The sequence below is a fragment of the Bordetella sp. 02P26C-1 genome (assembly GCF_009763255.1).
In the GTDB taxonomy this organism is placed as follows: Bacteria; Pseudomonadota; Gammaproteobacteria; order Burkholderiales; family Burkholderiaceae_B; genus Bordetella_A.
In genome coordinates this window covers 1-17,743 of the sequence record NZ_WSJB01000021.1, presented here as the reverse complement: position 1 = coordinate 17,743, position 17,743 = coordinate 1, and the positions used below count along the sequence as shown (strand labels likewise).

At 61.6% G+C, this 17,743-nt stretch carries 16 protein-coding genes; 7 read left to right on the top strand and 9 right to left on the bottom strand.

Annotated features, from left to right (window positions below; translation table 11 throughout):
* Positions 1-149: 149 nt before the first annotated feature.
* Positions 150-1,637 (top strand): exopolyphosphatase, encoded by a 1,488-nt coding sequence (gene ppx, locus GOQ28_RS12165; RefSeq protein ID WP_160356640.1) that lies wholly within the window; start codon positions 150-152, stop codon positions 1,635-1,637.
* 79 nt (positions 1,638-1,716) lie between these two features.
* Here ppx and GOQ28_RS12160 read toward each other — a convergent pair whose 3' ends face one another.
* The 5 genes from GOQ28_RS12160 to GOQ28_RS12140 form a co-directional block, all read right to left on the bottom strand.
* Complete coding sequence (locus GOQ28_RS12160; protein WP_160350083.1) at positions 1,717-2,499, bottom strand: GNAT family N-acetyltransferase; 783 nt, start codon at positions 2,497-2,499, stop codon at positions 1,717-1,719.
* A gap of 201 nt (positions 2,500-2,700) precedes the next feature.
* On the bottom strand, positions 2,701-4,044 hold the full coding sequence (glmM, locus tag GOQ28_RS12155; protein ID WP_160350084.1) for a phosphoglucosamine mutase: 1,344 nt from the start codon (positions 4,042-4,044) through the stop codon (positions 2,701-2,703).
* Positions 4,041-4,883: a dihydropteroate synthase gene (gene folP / locus GOQ28_RS12150; protein WP_160350085.1), complete on the bottom strand. Its 843-nt coding sequence runs from the start codon at positions 4,881-4,883 to the stop codon at positions 4,041-4,043. The genes glmM and folP overlap by 4 nt, the downstream gene beginning before the upstream one ends.
* A gap of 24 nt (positions 4,884-4,907) precedes the next feature.
* Complete coding sequence (ftsH, locus tag GOQ28_RS12145; protein ID WP_160350086.1) at positions 4,908-6,800, bottom strand: ATP-dependent zinc metalloprotease FtsH; 1,893 nt, start codon at positions 6,798-6,800, stop codon at positions 4,908-4,910.
* A gap of 147 nt (positions 6,801-6,947) precedes the next feature.
* Positions 6,948-7,583 carry an RlmE family RNA methyltransferase gene (locus tag GOQ28_RS12140; protein ID WP_160350087.1) on the bottom strand — a complete coding sequence of 212 codons (636 nt, stop codon included), beginning with the start codon at positions 7,581-7,583 and terminating at the stop codon, positions 6,948-6,950.
* Between the two features lie 18 nt (positions 7,584-7,601).
* On the opposite strand from GOQ28_RS12140, the gene GOQ28_RS12135 reads away from it, so the two are divergent.
* Positions 7,602-8,198 carry a YhbY family RNA-binding protein gene (locus GOQ28_RS12135; RefSeq protein WP_160350088.1) on the top strand — a complete coding sequence of 199 codons (597 nt, stop codon included), beginning with the start codon at positions 7,602-7,604 and terminating at the stop codon, positions 8,196-8,198.
* Positions 8,199-8,288: 90 nt separating this feature from the next.
* On the opposite strand, the gene greA is transcribed toward GOQ28_RS12135, so the two are convergent.
* Together greA and GOQ28_RS12125 are read right to left on the bottom strand one after the other, a co-directional pair.
* Positions 8,289-8,765: a transcription elongation factor GreA gene (gene greA / locus GOQ28_RS12130; protein WP_160350089.1), complete on the bottom strand. Its 477-nt coding sequence runs from the start codon at positions 8,763-8,765 to the stop codon at positions 8,289-8,291.
* A 344-nt stretch (positions 8,766-9,109) separates the two neighbouring features.
* Entirely contained in the window at positions 9,110-10,432 is a 1,323-nt protein-coding gene (locus tag GOQ28_RS12125; protein ID WP_160356639.1) for a solute carrier family 23 protein, read from the bottom strand.
* A 197-nt stretch (positions 10,433-10,629) separates the two neighbouring features.
* Here GOQ28_RS12125 and GOQ28_RS12120 point away from each other — a divergent pair, with 197 nt between their 5' ends.
* The 5 genes from GOQ28_RS12120 (at position 10,630) to GOQ28_RS12100 (ending at position 16,487) form a co-directional block, all read left to right on the top strand.
* Positions 10,630-11,952, top strand: a complete 1,323-nt coding sequence (locus tag GOQ28_RS12120; protein ID WP_160350091.1) for an ABC transporter substrate-binding protein — start codon at positions 10,630-10,632, stop codon at positions 11,950-11,952.
* A gap of 182 nt (positions 11,953-12,134) precedes the next feature.
* Positions 12,135-13,844, top strand: a complete 1,710-nt coding sequence (locus tag GOQ28_RS12115) for an ABC transporter permease (protein WP_160356638.1) — start codon at positions 12,135-12,137, stop codon at positions 13,842-13,844.
* Entirely contained in the window at positions 13,841-14,926 is a 1,086-nt protein-coding gene (locus GOQ28_RS12110) for an ABC transporter ATP-binding protein (protein ID WP_160356637.1), read from the top strand. Before GOQ28_RS12115 ends, GOQ28_RS12110 begins: the two co-directional genes overlap by 4 nt.
* Positions 14,927-14,934: 8 nt before the next feature.
* Positions 14,935-15,852 carry a LysR family transcriptional regulator gene (locus GOQ28_RS12105; RefSeq protein WP_160356636.1) on the top strand — a complete coding sequence of 306 codons (918 nt, stop codon included), beginning with the start codon at positions 14,935-14,937 and terminating at the stop codon, positions 15,850-15,852.
* Complete coding sequence (locus GOQ28_RS12100; protein ID WP_160356635.1) at positions 15,849-16,487, top strand: histidine phosphatase family protein; 639 nt, start codon at positions 15,849-15,851, stop codon at positions 16,485-16,487. The genes GOQ28_RS12105 and GOQ28_RS12100 overlap by 4 nt, the downstream gene beginning before the upstream one ends.
* Positions 16,488-16,576: 89 nt before the next feature.
* Here GOQ28_RS12100 and GOQ28_RS12095 read toward each other — a convergent pair whose 3' ends face one another.
* Together GOQ28_RS12095 and GOQ28_RS12090 are read right to left on the bottom strand one after the other, a co-directional pair.
* Positions 16,577-16,786 carry a type II toxin-antitoxin system VapB family antitoxin gene (locus tag GOQ28_RS12095; RefSeq protein ID WP_160356634.1) on the bottom strand — a complete coding sequence of 70 codons (210 nt, stop codon included), beginning with the start codon at positions 16,784-16,786 and terminating at the stop codon, positions 16,577-16,579.
* Positions 16,787-17,048: 262 nt separating this feature from the next.
* Positions 17,049-17,743, bottom strand: a 695-nt coding sequence (locus tag GOQ28_RS12090; protein WP_160356633.1) for an SDR family oxidoreductase, incomplete at its 5' end; no start/stop codon positions are given.

The window sequence follows — 17,743 nt, the reverse complement described above, 5'->3', positions numbered from 1 at the left end:
CGGTTTTACTGGGTTGACGTGACTGTTCCGTGACAGTGTGGCGAAACCCCATAGCCTACGCCAATTCCGCACACTCTGGCGCGATCGGTGGTGCGGCGCCACAAGGGTTCCCTATAATTGACGCTCTACTAGCCCTCCTCTTTTCCCGCATGGATCACCTTCTGGCCGCCGTGGACATCGGCTCCAACAGCTTTCGCCTATCCGTCGCACGGGTGGTTCAACATGAAGGCGAGCCGCAGCTGTACCCCGTCGACCGTCTAAAGGAGACCGTCCGCCTGGCGGCTGGTCTGGACGAGAATAACGTCCTGAGCCAGGACGCGATCGATCGCGCCATCGCGGTGTTGGGACGATTCGGCGAGCGCTTGCATAGCTTTATTCCTAGCCGTGTGCGGGCGGTGGCGACCAATACGTTCCGCGTGGCGCGCAATACGCCCGAGTTCTTGCCGCGGGCCGAGGCGGCCCTGGGGTTTCCGATTGAGGTAATCGCCGGGCGCGAGGAAGCGCGGCTGATTTATCTGGGTGTGGTGCATTCGCTGCCGGCCTCCGACAACAAGCGTCTGGTCATCGACATCGGCGGCGGCTCGACCGAAGTTGTCATCGGCAAGGGTCTGGAGCCCGGTCTGATGACCTCGTTGCACATGGGCTGCTTGACCTACAGCCGCCAGTTTTTCGCAGACGGGGTAATCACGGCCGAACGCATGCGGCAGGCCGAGATGATGGCGCGCCGCGAAGCCGAGGTGATCTCGAAAACCTACCGCCGAACCGGTTGGAAGGAAGCCTTCGGCTCCTCGGGCACGGCCAAAGCGCTCTACGCGATCCTGACCGAATGCGGCTTCTCGGATCGCGGCATCACGCGCGCGGGGATGAACAAGCTCAAGGAACGCATCATCCGTTCGGGCCGTGTGATTCCCTCGGAACTGCCCGGGATCAAGCTGGAACGCGCGGCGGTGTTGCCGGGCGGATTGGCGATCATGGGTGCGCTATTCGACGAGCTGGGCATCGAGCAGATGGACACCGGTGATGGCGCGCTACGCGTGGGCGTACTGCATGACTTGCTTGGGCGCGACGTCGCGAAAGACACCCGCGATCAATCGGTGCGCCAGTTCATGAAACGCTACCACGTGGACATGAATCAGGCGCAGCGCGTGCGGCAGGCGGCGCTGAAGTTCTTCGACACCATCTACGAGCCGGGCGATAAGCACGCCGAACTGCGCAATGCCCTGGCCTGGACCGCCGATCTGCACGAAGTCGGACTGTCGATCGCGCATGGCGCCTATCACAAGCACACGGCGTATGTGCTGGCGAACGCGGACATGCCCGGTTTCTCGCAAGCGGATCAGGAGTTGCTTGCGCTTTTGGCCCTGGGCCACCAAGGCAAGCTGACCAAATTGGAATCGATGGTGCGCCACCGCAGTCAATGGGTGGCGATTCTCTGCCTGCGCCTGTCGGTACTACTGATGCGTCGTCGCGCCGACATTGCGCAATTACCGTTGAGCGTGACGGTGGATGGAAAGCGCTTCGTCGTTCACGTCAACCAGATGTGGCTGGCCAAACATCCGCTTAGCGAATACACCCTACGCAGCGAAGAAGCCGAATGGCGCAAGGTCGGCTTTACCTTTGAAGTGCGGGAGCTTTAAGCCAGGCCGGCGGACGTGCCTGGCTCGCGGCCTCTCACGCCGATGCAGGAGCCACGACAGGACGTTCAGCGTGGATGGCTCACGCGACATCCAGCCCGAAATGACGCCGGTATCGGCGGTTCATCTGCGTCATATCCAGCAATACCGGAAAATCGGCGGCGTTGAAATCCGGATCCCAGGCGGGCTCGCCGCAGATACGGGCGCCCAGATTGAGATAGCCCTTGATAAGCGGGGGGACGCGCCCGGGCAAGGTGCTATTGAGCCGTTCCACGGGATAACGGAATAGCGGCTGGATACGCGGCAACGTCGGGTCCTGCAGGTGGCTCGCCACATTACGCCAGACCTCGGCGACCGTCACGCCATCGTCTCGCAAACTGACGCTCGCGCAGCCCAGCATATAGCGATAGCCGCCGCGCCGCATGAATTCGGACAGCCCGGACCACAACAACATGATGACCGCGCCATTGCGAAAATCCGCATGCGTGCAGGAACGGCCGACTTCCACCAGATCATGGCGCAACGCCGCGAGCCCGGACAGATCGAACTCGGATTCGGAATAATAGCCACCGGCCTCGCGTGCCTTTTCCGGCGTCAGGATGCGATATCCCCCCACTACCCGGCCGGTATCCAGCTCACGCACCATCAAGTGTTCACACCAGGGATCGTAGCGGTCCTGGTCCAAGCCCTCGTTTTCCTCGGGGAACACGACGCCCATGTCTTCGGTGAACACGGTAAAACGCAGGCGCTGAATCTCTTCGATTTCTTCGGCCGTGCGGGCGAGGCCAACCACATAAACCGGCGCGGACGATCCAGCCCACTGTGCTGCGCCCTTGCGGGCGTCCACACGTCCTAACTCAAGCATCGCACAAGACTCCTTACCATCGAGACAGTGTGCAGGCGGGATATGTCAGGCTTCTGACGCAAATATGGCATGACTGTGAGTGTACGCCCGCCCAGCGGTCGCTATCCGGGCGGAAATATGGAATGACGTTGAAGGTGTTTGCATAAACGAGGGGCCGGTCCTGTTGCAGGAACCAGCCCCTGACTGCACAAGCCGGTCCGCTCAGCCCAGGCTGGCCGCCAGCTTCTCGGCGCATGACGTCGCCAATGCGGCGTCCTCGGCCTCGACCATCAAACGCAACTTCGGCTCGGTACCGGACGCGCGAATGAGTACCCGGCCACGTCCCGCGAGTTCCTTTTCGACCTCGCGTTGCGCCGTCACGAGCCCATCATGAGAGGACCAGTCCTTGCCCGGCGTCCAGGGCACGTTGATCATTTTCTGCGGGTACATGCGCAGCTCGCGCACCCATGCAGCGAGGCTCTCGCCGCTGCGACGCATGGCGGTCAACACCTGCAGCGCGGCAATGATGCCGTCGCCGGTGGTGTGACGATCCAGGCAAAGCAAATGGCCCGAGCTCTCACCGCCAAACAACCAGCCGCGCGCCTGCATACGCTCCATCACGTAGCGGTCGCCGACCTTGGCACGCTCGAAACCCACGCCCAGGCGCTGCATTTCCAATTCAAAGCCGTAGTTGGTCATCAGCGTGCCCACCACGCCTTCGACCGGTCCTTGCGTCATGCGGTCGCGCACGATGGCGTACAAGAGTTCGTCACCGTTGTAGATCCGGCCGTCGCCGTCGACCATCTGCAGACGGTCGGCGTCGCCGTCGAGCGCAATACCGAGGTCGGCGCCGCGTTCCTTGACGACTTTGGCCAAGGACTCGGGGTGTAGCGCGCCCACGCCCTCGTTGATATTGAAACCATCGGGCGACACGCCAATGGCATGCACATCGGCCCCGAGTTCACGGAACACATGCGGCGCGACGTTGTACGCCGCGCCATGGGCGGCATCGACAACGATCTTCAGACCGTTCAAATCCAATTCGTGGGGGAACGTGCTCTTGCAGAACTCGATATAACGCCCTTGCACATCCTGCATGCGGCGCGCGCGTCCCAGGGCTTCGGAAGTCACGCAGCCCAGCGGTTCATCAAGGGCGGCTTCGATTTCAGATTCGATCTCGTCGGGCAGTTTCATACCCTGAGACGAGAAGAACTTGATGCCGTTGTCCTGATAGGGATTATGCGAGGCGCTGATGACGATACCCGCCACCAGGCGCAGCGCGCGTGTCAGATACGCGATGGCGGGCGTGGGCAGCGGCCCAGCCAGCAATACGTCAACGCCCGCGGCGGACAAGCCGGCTTCCAGCGCCGATTCCAGCATATAGCCCGAGATCCGCGTGTCTTTGCCGATGACCACCTGGGGCCGGCCTGTGCCGCGCGCACCATAGTGACGCATCAGCACGCGCCCTGCCGCAAAACCCAGATGCAGCGCGAAGGCGGCATTGATGACTTCGCCACCGACTTCCCCACGGACGCCGTCCGTTCCAAAATACTTGCGCTGACTCATGCTCGAATAGCTCCTTGATCGGCTGCTTCCCAGACTTTTAACGCATCGACGGTAGGCGCGACGTCATGCACGCGCACAATCGCTGCCCCGCGCGCGACGCACGCCAACGCCCCGGCGACGCTGCCGGCAAGCCGGTCGCCGACGGGTTTGCCCGTCGCATCGCCAATCATGCGTTTGCGTGAAAGTCCTGTCAGGAGGGGGTAACCGGTAAGACACAGGTCGGAAAGACCGTGCAGTAATTGATAGTTGTGGTCGGCGGTCTTGCCAAAGCCGAAGCCAGGATCCAGAACGATGCGCCGCGCATCGACCGAGGCGGCTTGCAACTGCGCCACGCGCGCGACCAGAAAATCGTGGATCTCGCCCATCAGGTCGTCATATTCCGGCGCGAGCTGCATCGTGCCCGGCTCGCCTTTCATGTGCATCACACATAATCCGCAACGCGAATCGGCGACGGCCTCGATCGCGCCCGGCTGGCGGAACCCGTAGATGTCGTTGATCATGTCGGCGCCCGCATCCAGCACCGCGCGCATGACCTCAGGCTTGAAGGTATCGACCGACAGAGGAACGCCACAGTCGCGCAGCGCCTCGATCACGGGCAACAAACGCGCCAATTCGGCTTGCGCGGGAACCGGCTCGGCCCCGGGCCGGGTGGACTCGCCACCCAGATCCAGTATGTGCGCGCCCTCTTCGATCAGCCTATGCGCGTGACGCACGGCCGCGTCGGTGTCGGCATGCTGCCCGCCATCAGAGAACGAGTCGGGCGTGATGTTCACGATACCCATGACGAGCGGGCGCTCGAGACTCAGCTCAAAGCGCCCGCACAGAAGAGTGTCAACCATAGGAAAACACGCAGGGAACAGAACTTACACGGCAGCCGGCGAGCTGCTGCCCGTCGCCACACCAGCCGAGGGCGGCGGGGTGTCGGTACCGTCGGCGGGCCCTTGCGGGACCTTCGGCGGACGCGGCGGCCGACCGGAGGTGATGTCTTCGATCTGATCCGCGTCGATGGTTTCCCATTCGAGCAGAGCGGCTGTCATCGCTTCGACCATATCGCGATGGTCTTCGAGGATCTTGCGCGCGACGCCATACTGCTCGTCAATAATGCGACGGATTTCGTTGTCGACCTTCTGCATCGTGGCTTCGGACATATGCGTGGTTTTCGTCACGCTACGTCCGAGGAACACCTCGCCTTCGTTTTCCGCATAAACCATGGGCCCAAGCTCATCGGTCATCCCGTAACGGGTCACGATGTCGCGGGCGATGGCGGTAGCGCGTTCGAAGTCGTTCGAGGCGCCGGTCGTCATCTGGTTCATGAAGATTTCTTCGGCGATGCGGCCACCGAACAACACGGCGATGGTGTTCAGCAGGCGTTCCTTATCCATGCTGTAGCGATCGCTTTCGGGCAGTTGCATCGTCACGCCCAGCGCACGGCCACGCGGGATGATGGTGACTTTGTGCACGGGGTCCGTCTTGGGCAGCATGCGCGCGACGATGGCATGACCGGATTCGTGGTACGCGGTGTTCTTGCGTTCCTCTTCGGGCATGACGATCGAGCGACGCTCGGCGCCCATGATGATCTTGTCCTTGGCTTTCTCGAAGTCCGTCATATCGACGGTGCGGCCATTGCGGCGCGCGGCAAAGAGCGCGGCCTCGTTAACCAGGTTAGCCAAATCCGCACCCGAGAAACCCGGCGTACCACGCGCCAGGATGCTGGCATCGACGTTGGTCGCCAGAGGCACCTTGCGCATATGCACGCGCAAAATCTGCTCGCGGCCACGGATGTCCGGCAGCGGCACCACGACTTGACGGTCGAAACGGCCCGGACGCAACAGCGCCGGATCCAGCACGTCGGGACGGTTGGTGGCGGCGATCACGATCACGCCCTGGCCGGACTCAAAGCCGTCCATTTCCACCAGCATCTGGTTCAAGGTCTGTTCGCGTTCGTCGTTACCACCGCCCAGACCCGCGCCACGTTGGCGGCCCACGGCGTCGATTTCGTCGATAAAGATGATGCAAGGCGCATGCTTTTTCGCATTCTCGAACATGTCGCGAACACGGGCGGCGCCCACCCCGACGAACATTTCCACGAAGTCGGAACCGGAGATACTGAAAAACGGCACCTTGGCTTCGCCGGCGATGGCTTTGGCCAGCAGCGTCTTACCGGTACCGGGCGAACCGACCATCAGCACGCCACGAGGAATGCGGCCACCCAGCTTTTGGAATTTGCTGGGATCACGCAGGAAATCGACCAGTTCCTGGACGTCTTCCTTGGCCTCGTCGCAACCGGCGACGTCGGCAAAGGTGATCTGGTTGGTGTTCTCGTCCAGCATGCGCGCGCGGGATTTGCCGAAGCTGAATGCGCCGCCCTTGCCGCCTCCCTGCATCTGTCGCATGAAGAACACCCAGACGCCGATTAACAGCAGCATGGGGAACCAGGAGACGAAAATGCTCATCAACAGCGACGGTTCTTCGCGCGCCTTGCCCGAGACGTCCACGCCGTACTTCAGCAGATCGGAAACCATCCAGATGTCGCCCGGCGACGTCAGGCTATAGGACCGCCCTGTATCCGGCGTGACATACAAGACGTCGCCCTGCACGTCGACTTTGCGAATACGGCCTGCCTTGGCATCATCCATGAACTGGGTGTAGCTCACGCCGTCTTGCGATTGCGTACGCCCATCGAACTGTTTGAATACCGTGAACAGGACCAGTGCGATCACCATCCAGACCGCGACTTTAGAAAAAGAGTTGTTCAAAGGTCGATCTCCCGCTTTTGATTCCGACCGGCAACCGCGCCCCCGCGTATATGGCACAGTCACAAGTATGTCAATAGTTCATTCTACCCTGTCGGGACCAATTACGCCTGGCGATCCGAAACGCGCTGGGTGAATCACCGCTAATAATTACAACTTCAGATCACGCGCGACCAAAAAGGTTTCGGAGGACTTATCCCGCGAGGCTTTAGGTTTACGCTCGACCACCCGTTTGAAGCGCTGTTTGAAGCTTTGCACAATTTGCGAAAATCCGCTGCCGTGAAAGGCTTTGACAATCAACGCCCCATCGGGCTTGAGATGGTTGCACGCAAATTCCATCGCCAGCTCGCATACGTGTTGAATGCGGGCTGAATCGGCGCTACCCACGCCTGATAGATTGGGGGCCATGTCGGAAATCACAAGGTCGACAGGCTTGCCGCCCACCAACTGTTGCAATTGTTCCAAGACCTCGTCTTCACGAAAATCGCCCTGGATAAATTCCACCCCGGCGATGGGTTCCATGGGAAGCAGATCCAGCGCGATAATACGACCATCGACCACACCCCCGGGGCCGGCCAGACGCTCGCGTGCGACTTGCGACCAACTGCCCGGCGCCGAGCCCAGATCCACCACGATATCCCCGCGGCGCAATAGTTTCTCGGTATCGACGATCTCGATGAGTTTAAAGGCGGCGCGCGCCCGGTAACCCTTTTGTTGCGCCATCTTCACATAAGGGTCGTTGATGTGCTGGTGAATCCAGTCTTTAGAGAATTTCTTTTTGGCCATTACCGTACAATTCCACGCATGCCTATATTAGAACTCACCTCACGCGAGCGCAGCGAGTTGCGCTCGGCCGCCCACCCGCTCCACCCGGTCGTCCTGATCGGCGACAACGGGCTGACCGACGCGGTCCTGAAAGAAATCGACCGTGCCCTGACGTCGCATGGGCTGATCAAGGTACGCGCCGGCGGTAGCGACCGCGACGAGCGCGAGGCCATGCTGGCGACGATCTGCGACACGCTGTCGTGCGCGGCCGTCCACCACCTGGGTAAGATCCTGATTTTGTTCCGCCCGCTGCCCGGTAATGTAACAGCCTCCGAGCCGACCGAGAGCACACCGTTGCGCCGCAAGCCTTCCGAGCCGCATACGCCCAAGAAGCTCGCGGCCGAAGGCAAGACCTTGTCCAAGCGACGCGCCCCGGCTCGCAAGCCTGCCGCCGCCGAGCCGCCGGCCAAATCGTTCAGCCGCCGTGACCTCAACGACGCCGGCCGTCCCGCGCGCCCGACGACCAAGAAAACCCCGGCCCACGGCATCCCGCGCCGTTCCGGCAGTGCCTTGAGCCTGCGTGCCGGCGCGCGCGGCCTGCGTGCCTCGGCGGGTCGCAAGACCACCAAGCGTTAACAACAAAAATAAAGCTGACCTGGCATCAGGTCAGCTTGCGCCGTAGCTTCGCGCCCCTGGCGGGGCGCGTTTTGCTTTCAGGCGTATCAATTAAGCGTAGCGTACGCTCAGGATTTCGTATTCGCGAATGCCCGAGGGCGCCTTGACCTCGACCACATCGGCCTCGGACTTGCCGATCAGGGCGCGTGCGACGGGGCTGGAGACCGAAATCAGATTGGCCTTGATGTCGGCTTCCAGGTCGCCCACGATCTGATAGGTCAGGCGCTCGCCCGATTCCAGGTCCTCGATATCGACCGTTGCGCCAAACACGACGCGCCCTTCGGCATCGAGCTCGGCGGGATTGATGATGTGCGCGTTGGAAAGCGTGCCTTCGAGTTCGGCGATGCGGCCTTCGATAAAGCCCTGGCGTTCACGGGCGGCGTCGTACTCGGCGTTTTCCGACAGATCACCCTGGGCGCGTGCCTCGGCAATGGCGTTGATCACGGCGGGGCGTTCAATGGTTTTCAGCCTGTGCAATTCGGCTTGCAGACGCTCGGCGCCGCGCGCGGTCAGAGGAATGGCAGACATGTCGTTTCCCAAACAAAAAGTGAAAAACGCCCCGAACGGGACGTTTCGGTAAAAAATTGCAATCAGGCATCAGTCAGCGCCGCGCGGGCGGGACGAGCCTATGACAACCACTAAAGATCGATCAGGCGAAAGCGGAATCGAACCCAATGACAACTGGGGGCTTTCGACCTGAGGTTTTGGCTATCCCCTACGCGCAGGTCGGTAGGGCGAAGACCAAAACAAAACCCCGGCTCGGGTTGGAACCGGGGCAAGCAAGGCCTCATTGTGGGGAAATTCCGGCGGAATTGCAAGCCGTTCAGGCACCTGTCATGCGCAGCCCGATCCCCCACCGCCTGGAGTCACGCTTAGATGATGCGACGTGCATTGCGACGCAACAATGCGTACAGAATGATGGCGCCGAAGGTAGCGGTTCCGATGCCCCCCAAGGTGAAGTCGCCCAGCTTCACGGTGAAATCGCCCGCGCCCAGTACGAGCGTGACGGCAGCCACGATGAGATTACGGTTATCGCTGAAATCGACCTGGTTGACGACCCAGATACGCGCGCCGGCCACGGCGATCAGGCCAAACACCACCACCGACATGCCGCCCAGCACCGGGCTCGGAATGGTCTGAATCAGCGCGCCGAACTTGGGCGAGAAACCGAGCAGAATGGCAATAAACGCCGCCACCAGGAAAACCAAGGTCGAGTAAATCCGCGTGACTGCCATGACACCGATGTTTTCGGCGTAAGTCGTCACTCCCGTCCCCCCGACGGCGCCCGAGACCATGGTCGCCACACCGTCGCCGATGAACGCGCGCCCCATATAACGGTCGAGGTTCTGGCCGGTCATGGCGCTGACAGCCTTGATATGGCCCAAGTTCTCGGCCACCAGAATAATGGCGACCGGCACGATCAGGCCCATGGCGTCGGCGCGGAATACCGGCGCGGCGAAATGGGGCAAGCCCAGCCAATCCGCGGCGGCAACACCGGAGAAATCGATGGGCTTGCCCATGCCGAGTCCGTTGGCGCAAATCCCGTAGATCACACATGCCAGCAAGAGGCCAATCAGGATCAAAAGACGCTGAATCGTGCCGCGGGTGTAGACCGCGATCGCGCCCACGCACAACACGGTCACTATCGCCATGGCGGTTTCAAAGCCCGATCCGCCCATCGCGCCTTTGACAGCGATAGGCGCGAGATTCAGTCCGATAACGGCCACGACCGCCCCCGTCACCACGGGAGGCATCAGGGCTTCAATCCACGCCGCGCCGCCGCCACCGCGCGAGCTGGCGCCCGCCACGATCAAGCCAATGAGCGCATAAACCAGCCCGCAGGCAATGATCGCGCCCAATGCCACGCCAATGTTTGGATTCGGCCCCGATCCCGCATAGCCAGTAACCGCCACCACGCCGCCAATGAAGGCAAAGCTCGATCCCAGATAACTCGGCACGCGCCCGCCGACAAATAGGAAGAAGATCAGCGTGCCTACACCGGACATCAAGATCGCGACGTTCGGATCAAAGCCCATGAGCAAGGGTGCCAACACGGTGGAGCCGAACATGGCCACCACGTGCTGCACGCCCATCGCGACGTTTTTGGGTCCGGACAATCGGTCTTCCGGGCCTACTACTATGCCTGGCACGGAGTCATCGACCCGTTTCCAACGCGGAAAATAAGAATTCGACATGAAATCGCCTGTGACGAAACAGGATTAATTAATCGGCGGGCGAAGTGTAGGGGCGGGCGCCGGTCTCGGCAATCCGGTGATGCCCGCGGCAACAGGTCTAGGGCTCCTTTTGATGACCCACATCAAAATTTATGATTGGACGAGCAACGATCGCGTGGCTACTTTGTGCGGACACTCAAAACACAACGGAGACTGACATGTCCAAGATGCGCACTGCCCTCGCGGGGGCTTTGTTGGCGGTGTGTGGCCCGGCGCTGGCTGGCACCGTGACCGTGATTACCTCGTTCCCAAAAGATCTGACCCAGGCGTATAAGTCCGCCTTCGAGAAAGCCAATCCCGGCATTACGCTGGAAATCTTGAACAAGAACACGGTATCGGGCATCGCCTTCGTCAAAGAAACCCCAGAGGGCCAGCGCCCAGAGGTATTCTGGGCAAGCGCACCAGACGCGTTCGAGGTCCTGGGCCGCGACAAGCTGCTGGCCTCGGCCGCCGATGTCGCCAATCCGGAAGTCCCGGACAAGATCGGGAGCTATCCGATCAACGCCCCCGGCGGGATGTACTTGGGACAAGCGCTGGCGGGGTACGGCATCATGTACAACACCCGCTATATCAAGGCGCATAAATTGCCGCCGCCCGCGGAATGGAAAAACCTGCTCGCTCCGGAATGGTTTGGTCATGTCGGGATGACCTCGCCTTCCCGCTCGGGAACCATGCACCTGACCGTCGAGACCATTTTGCAGGGCGAAGGCTGGGACGAGGGTTGGCGCACGTTGATCCGCATGTCCGGCAACGCCAGCCAAATGACGGAACGCTCGTTTGGCGTACCCGATGGCGTCAACAACGGTCAATTCGGCGCCGGGCCGGTGATCGATTTCTTTGGCCTGTCGAGCAAATACTCGAAATTCCCCGTCGAATTCGTCTACCCAACCGAAACGGCCATCGTGCCGGCCAACATCGCATTGATTGCCGGCGCCAAGAACACCGAAGAAGGCAAGAAGTTCATCGCCTTCACGCTGAGCAAGCGCGGCCAGGAACTGTTGCTCGAACCCAAGATCTCGCGCTTGCCGGTACTCCCGTATAAGGACCTGGGCGACAAGATCCCCGACGGCTACCCCGACCCCACCGTTCTGGCCGAGCGCAGCAAGGTGCATTTCGATGCCGAACTGTCGCAGAAGCGTTACTACGTTGTGCAAACGCTTTTCGATCAAACCATCACCTTCCGGCTGAAGGAACTGCAGGCCGCGACCAAGGCGATCTACGACGCCGAACAAAAACTCGGAGACAAAGCGCAATCCGGCAAAGCCGCCGAGTTGCTCGATCAGGCCCGCAAACTGGCATGGTCGCCGTTAATCGACGCCAAGGCCGTTAATGATCCCGAGTTCCTGGCGATCTTCCTACGCGACAAGAAAGACGCTTCCGCGAGCCAGCAAATCTCGCAACTCGAAGGCGAATGGAGCGGTAAAGCGCGCGCCAACTACGAAGAGGCGGTCAAGCTAGCGCGCGAAGCGGCTGCCCTGTAGCACCGCTGTTGCTGTAGAGACGTCACGCGCACACCGCAGCTACGACAGCCGATTAACGGTCACGCCCACGGGCATTGCCCCGTGGGCGCGGACGCATGTCATCGCGGCCACGGACCTCGTGCGCAATACTTTCTGAATTCCTCGTTCCGCGTCGTGACGCCGCGGGGCCTCTGGAGCATTTAATGACCTTTGCGAGCCGCTCGCGCCTGCCGGCGGGACCGCTATTGACCGCGCTATTGGTGCTGGCCTTTCTTGGACTCTTCTTAATCGTCCCGGTTGGCACCGTTTTCTATAGCGCCTTTGTCAATGCGGACGGGAGTTTTACCTTAGGCCACTTTGGGGCGTTTTTCGCCCAGCCTCTGATGCAGGAGGCCTTTTTCAATAGTCTTTATGTCGCGGGATGGTCAGCACTGATTGCTTCGCTGATCGCCATTCCGCTGGCTTATTTCACCGTGCGCTTCGAATTCCGAGGCGCGCTCATTATTCAGACCTTAGGGGTACTGCCACTGATCATGCCGCCCTTCGTGGGTGCGGTGGCCATGCAATTGATATTCGGCCGCTCCGGCAGCGTGAACCTCTTATTGTCTGACTGGTTCGATTTCACACTGCCGTTCATGGAAGGCCTCAATGGTGTGATTTTCGTCGAATCGATTCACTACTTCCCGTTCATCCTGATGAACCTGGTGGTGGCGCTGAGGAATATCGACGGCTCCATGGAAGAGGCGGCGTTTAACCTGGGCTCACGGGGTTTCAGGCTATTTCGCCGCATTATTTTCCCACTGGCCCTGCCAGGCTACGTCGCGGGCACATCGTTGGTCTTCGTCAAAGTCTTCGATGACCTCGGCACGCCGCTAGTACTGGGCACGACCAACATGCTGGCGCCGCAAGCGTATCTGCGCATCACCCAAGTGGGCCTGGAAGATCCTCTGGGATATGTGATCAGCGTCATCATGATTGGCTTCTCGATACTCGCGTTATGGTTATCGGCACGGGTGCTCAAGGGCAAGGACTACTCCACGCTGCAAAAAGGCGGCAGCTCCATTCAAAAACGGCGGCTCAAGCCGGCCGAAAGCGTGCTCGCCTATGGCTGGATCACGCTGGTGCTGTTGTTGGTGTTGTCGCCCCACATCGGCGTGCTGTTGCTGTCGCTGGCCACCGTATGGAGTTACGCGCCGCTGCCCGATGGCTTTACGCTGGAACATTACGCTGCCGTGTTCAGCGATTCGCACGGCATGATCACCAATACGCTGTTGTATTGCGGATTGGCGGCTGGCGTGGACGTGATCTTGGGTACGGCGATCGCGTATCTGATGCTGCGCACGCGGCTACCGGCGCGGCAATGGCTGGATTTTCTCGCATCGGCCGCGCTCGCCATCCCCGGCATCGTGTTGGCCATAGGCATGCTGCGTACCTTCCGCGGCTGGGAATTCCCGCTGACGGGCACGCTGATCACCTCGTCGTGGCTATTGATCATGATCGCGTACTCCGTGCGGCGACTGCCGTATGCGTTGCGCTCGTGCGTGGCCGCCTTGCAGCAGATCAATGTGTCGTTGGAGGAAGCCGCCGAATCGCTGGGCGCGAACCGCCTGCGCACTATCCGGCGCGTCGTGGTGCCGCTGATGGCTGGAGGCATGCTGGCGGGATTCGTCACGAGCTTTGTCACCGCAGCCGTGGAGCTCTCGGCCACCATCATGCTGGTCACGCGTGACAGTCAGGCGCCCATGAGCTACGGCATTTATCTCTACATGCAAAGCGCGGCCGGACGCGGCCCGGGCGCGGCCCTGGGGGTACTCGCCGTGGTCGCTGTCGGTATCGGTACATACATTTCGCACCTGCTGGTCGAACGCGCCTCTGCGCGCCAGCGACCCGCACGCAACGAGGGAACAGAATGAAAAAAGTCAGCGTCGAATGCCGCAACGTCCGGCTCTCCTATGGCAAGACCGAGGTGCTGAAAGACATCAACATCTACATCGAACCCGGCGAATTTTTTGCGCTGCTGGGCCCCTCGGGCTCGGGCAAATCGACCTTGCTACGCCTGATTGCCGGCTTCAATCAGCACAGCCACGGGCAACTGCTGGTGGACGGCAAAGACATCAGCGGCACGCCGCCTTGGGGTCGCAATATCGGCATGGTGTTTCAGAACTACGCGCTGTGGCCGCACATGACTGTGTGGGACAACGTCGCCTTCGGTCTGGTTGAACGCCGGCTGCCCCGCGCTGAGATCCGCGACAAGGTCGAAGCCGCGCTCGACCTGGTAGGCCTGTCCCAGTATGCCAACCGCCGGCCCAATCAATTGTCGGGCGGCCAGCAGCAACGCGTTGCGCTGGCACGCACCATCGTCATCGAGCCGCAAGTGCTGCTGCTCGATGAGCCCTTGTCCAACCTCGATAAAAAGCTGCGCGTGCAAATGCGCCAGGACCTGCTTAGCCTGCAACGTCGCCTGGGCATCACCACGATTTTCGTCACGCACGACCAGGAAGAAGCAATGACCACGGCCGATCGCATGGCGGTCATGGACCACGGCGTAGTCCAGCAGATAGGCGCGCCCACCACCCTGTTCGATTACCCGGTCAACCGTTTCGTCGCGAACTTCGTCGGCACGATGAATGTACTGGAAGGCACCGTGCGCGAGCGCAGCAGCAGCAACGTCGTGCTCAATGTCGCCGGTGTCGGCGATCTGCAATTACCGCTGGTCAGCGAGCCCCCTGCGGGCGAACGGCTCGCCGCCAGTTTCCGGCCGCATACCGTCCATATCGACATGGCCGACGGCCTGGGCGACGCGCGTTACGTTTGGCTGCCCGGCGTGGTTGAAGCCAGCGAATTCCTGGGTGAATTCACGCGTTACCAAGTCCAGGTCGGCGAGCATCGGGTGACCGCGGATCAGTCCCATTTAGCAGGACTGTCCCCGTTCCCCGTGGGCGCCCCTGTATCCATCGGTTTGGAGCCATCGCAGATACGTTTGCTGCCGGCATAATTGCCGACATGGAAATTTATCAAATTCGCGCCTTCGTCACGGTTGCCCGGTTGGGCAACCTGACCAAGGCCGCGGACGCACTATCCATCACCCAGCCTGCCGTCACCGCGCAAATCAAGGCGCTAGAACAAAGCCTGGGCGTCGCGCTCTTTGATCGCACGGGCGGCCGGCTGGCCTTGGCCAAGGCCGGCGAAGCCCTGCTACCGACCGCCGAATCGCTGCTCTTGCTCGGTGCGCAGCTCAAAGCCGAGGCCCAACACTTGCAAGGTAGCTTGCACGGCATCGTGGAGCTGGGCATTCCCAGCGAGCAACCCGATTTCCTCAGGCTCGGCGAACTCGCCGCCGCGGTACGGGACCAACTGCCACTGATCGAGCTGAAAACCGTCACCCTATCGGCCCTACAACTGCACGAAACCGTCAGCACCGGCCGCCTGCACGCCGCGCTGACCATCGTGGTCAATCCGCCGCGCGGCACACACTGGCTGCCCTTGCGCAGCGTCCGCTACCGCATCGCCATGCCCGCGGGCCTGGCCACCGCGCTAAAACGCGGGGGCTGGCGCGACGTCGCTCAACTCCCCTGGCTCGACGGCCCCGCCGGGTGCCATACGCACCTGCTGCTACGCGACATGTTCGAACGCCACGGCCTCGCACCCCGCGTCGTCATGCAACACGACGACCAAGCGAACCTGAACGCCCTTGTCCGAGCCGGCGCGGGCTGCGCCCTTATCCGCGAAGAAATCGCGATGGCCGGTGCGGCCGCTGGCGATTTCATCGTCTGGGGCCAGGCACGCGCGGACGCCATCCTTGGATTCATGATTTCCAACGAACGCGCCAGCGAACCCGTGCTAGTCGCGTTAAGCTCTCTCATGCAAAACATCTGGAAAGCGCGCCGCGCCGACCCCCACCCTCACCAAGCATTGGCATGACAGAAATCTGGTTTATCCGCCACGGCGAAACCGCCTGGAACCGCGAAGGCCGCCTGCAAGGCTGGAAAGACATCGCACTGAACGACGCCGGCGTCGACCAAGCCGCCCAACTCGCCGCCCGCATCGCGACCCTGGACACGAAGTTCGACGCACTCTATAGCAGCGATCTCCAACGCGCTCATACCACCGCCGAACCCATTTCTACGGCTCTCGAGCTGCGCATCCGCACCGAGCCCGGCCTGCGCGAACGCTGCTACGGCATCCTCGAAGGCCTGGATCTCGGCCGCATCGACGAACTCGCCCCCGAAGCCGCCGCCGCCCGCCGCAGCCGCGACCCCAATCGCCCGATCGAAGGCGGCGAATCCCTAGGCCAGTTTCAATCCCGCGTGCTGGCTACCGTCAACGACCTCGCCCAACGTCACGAAAACGAACGCGTCCTGGCCGTCACCCACGGCGGCGTGCTCGACATCATCTGGCGCCACGCCAATGGCGTCGCGCTAGACGCCCATCGCCCCGTGCCGTTACTGAACGCCAGCATCAACCGAATCGCCGTCGAGGGTCGTAAATGGCAGGTTCTGGATTGGGGCGACGTGTCGCACCTGGAGGCCGAATCGACCAGCGATATCGTGCCCTGAAGGCGAATACCAAGGGTGCCTGCTTACGCGGAAGCGATGCGCGCTCGCAGTAACGCTGTGTGAAAACGGCACCTCAAGGTGCCGTTTGCTTAACCAATATCATCGCCGGGCACGGCCTGACGCCGTCTAGTGTGAGTGAGGTCAGGGCACGCTGCGCCCATCCGCGCCAACCGACGCGACGCTTCCATCTCGACCATTCGCTTTAATGCCTGCTGAAGCAAAGCCGACACATCCTGAATGCCGGAAAAGTCGCGCGCCTTTGCGATCAGCTCGCTGTCCAAATTCACCGTGACCCGCATACCACCCTCCTATCGCTGCATTCTCCAACACCAAATTCAACAATTGATGCCAAACAACAAGCCCACCAGCCCCCGCCTGCCACCACCGCAGTCCCGGCCGTTGGCCTGAGGGGCACACTGGCCCGTTGAGCGGCGGGAAGTCGCCGCAGGCGACCGAGGCCCCTGCTCGTGGGCCGAGCCGCTGCAACAGGGCCGGTGTGCCCCTCAGGCCAACGGCCGGGACGTCAATAGCACGACACCCACGGCTCCAACACCGCCCTAATCACCTCTGCCCCACCCGAGGCTTACGCGGCGCCCCTCGAGCCGCCAAGTCATACACCCAGTTAGGCAACAACCGCATCAACCGCGCCACCACCCCCATCTGCCACGGGATCACCGTATAAGACGTCCCCCGTTCAATCGCCACCTGAGCCCGCGCCGCAAACGCATCGGCATCCATCAAGAACGGCATCGAATACGGATTCTTCTCCGTCATCGCCGTCCGTATATACCCCGGCGCAATCGTCACCACTCGGACCCCGGCCGTGGCCATCTCCAACCGCAAGCTCTCGCAATACGCGATCACCGCCGCCTTGGACGAGCTATAAGCCCCCGCCCCCGGCAGCCCTCGGATTCCCGCCACGCTCGCAATCCCCACCAATCGCCCACTACGCGCCTGCTTCATCGCCCCAATGAACGGCTCGAACGTCGCCACCGTCGCCAGCAGATTCGTATCCACGATCGCTTTGAACACCTCGAAATCTTCGACATGTTCCGTCAACGTGCCCGCACTGATCCCCGCACTGGCGATCACCACATCCACCCGGCCGCCATTCGCCGCCAGAAAATCCTCCGCCGCCGCGTGCAATGCCGCGCGGTCACGCACATCCAGCGCATAACACCGATGCTCGCCTGGCAAGGAATCCGCCAATTCACGCAAAGCCTCCCCCCGCCGCGCTACCAAGCCCAGCGTAGCCC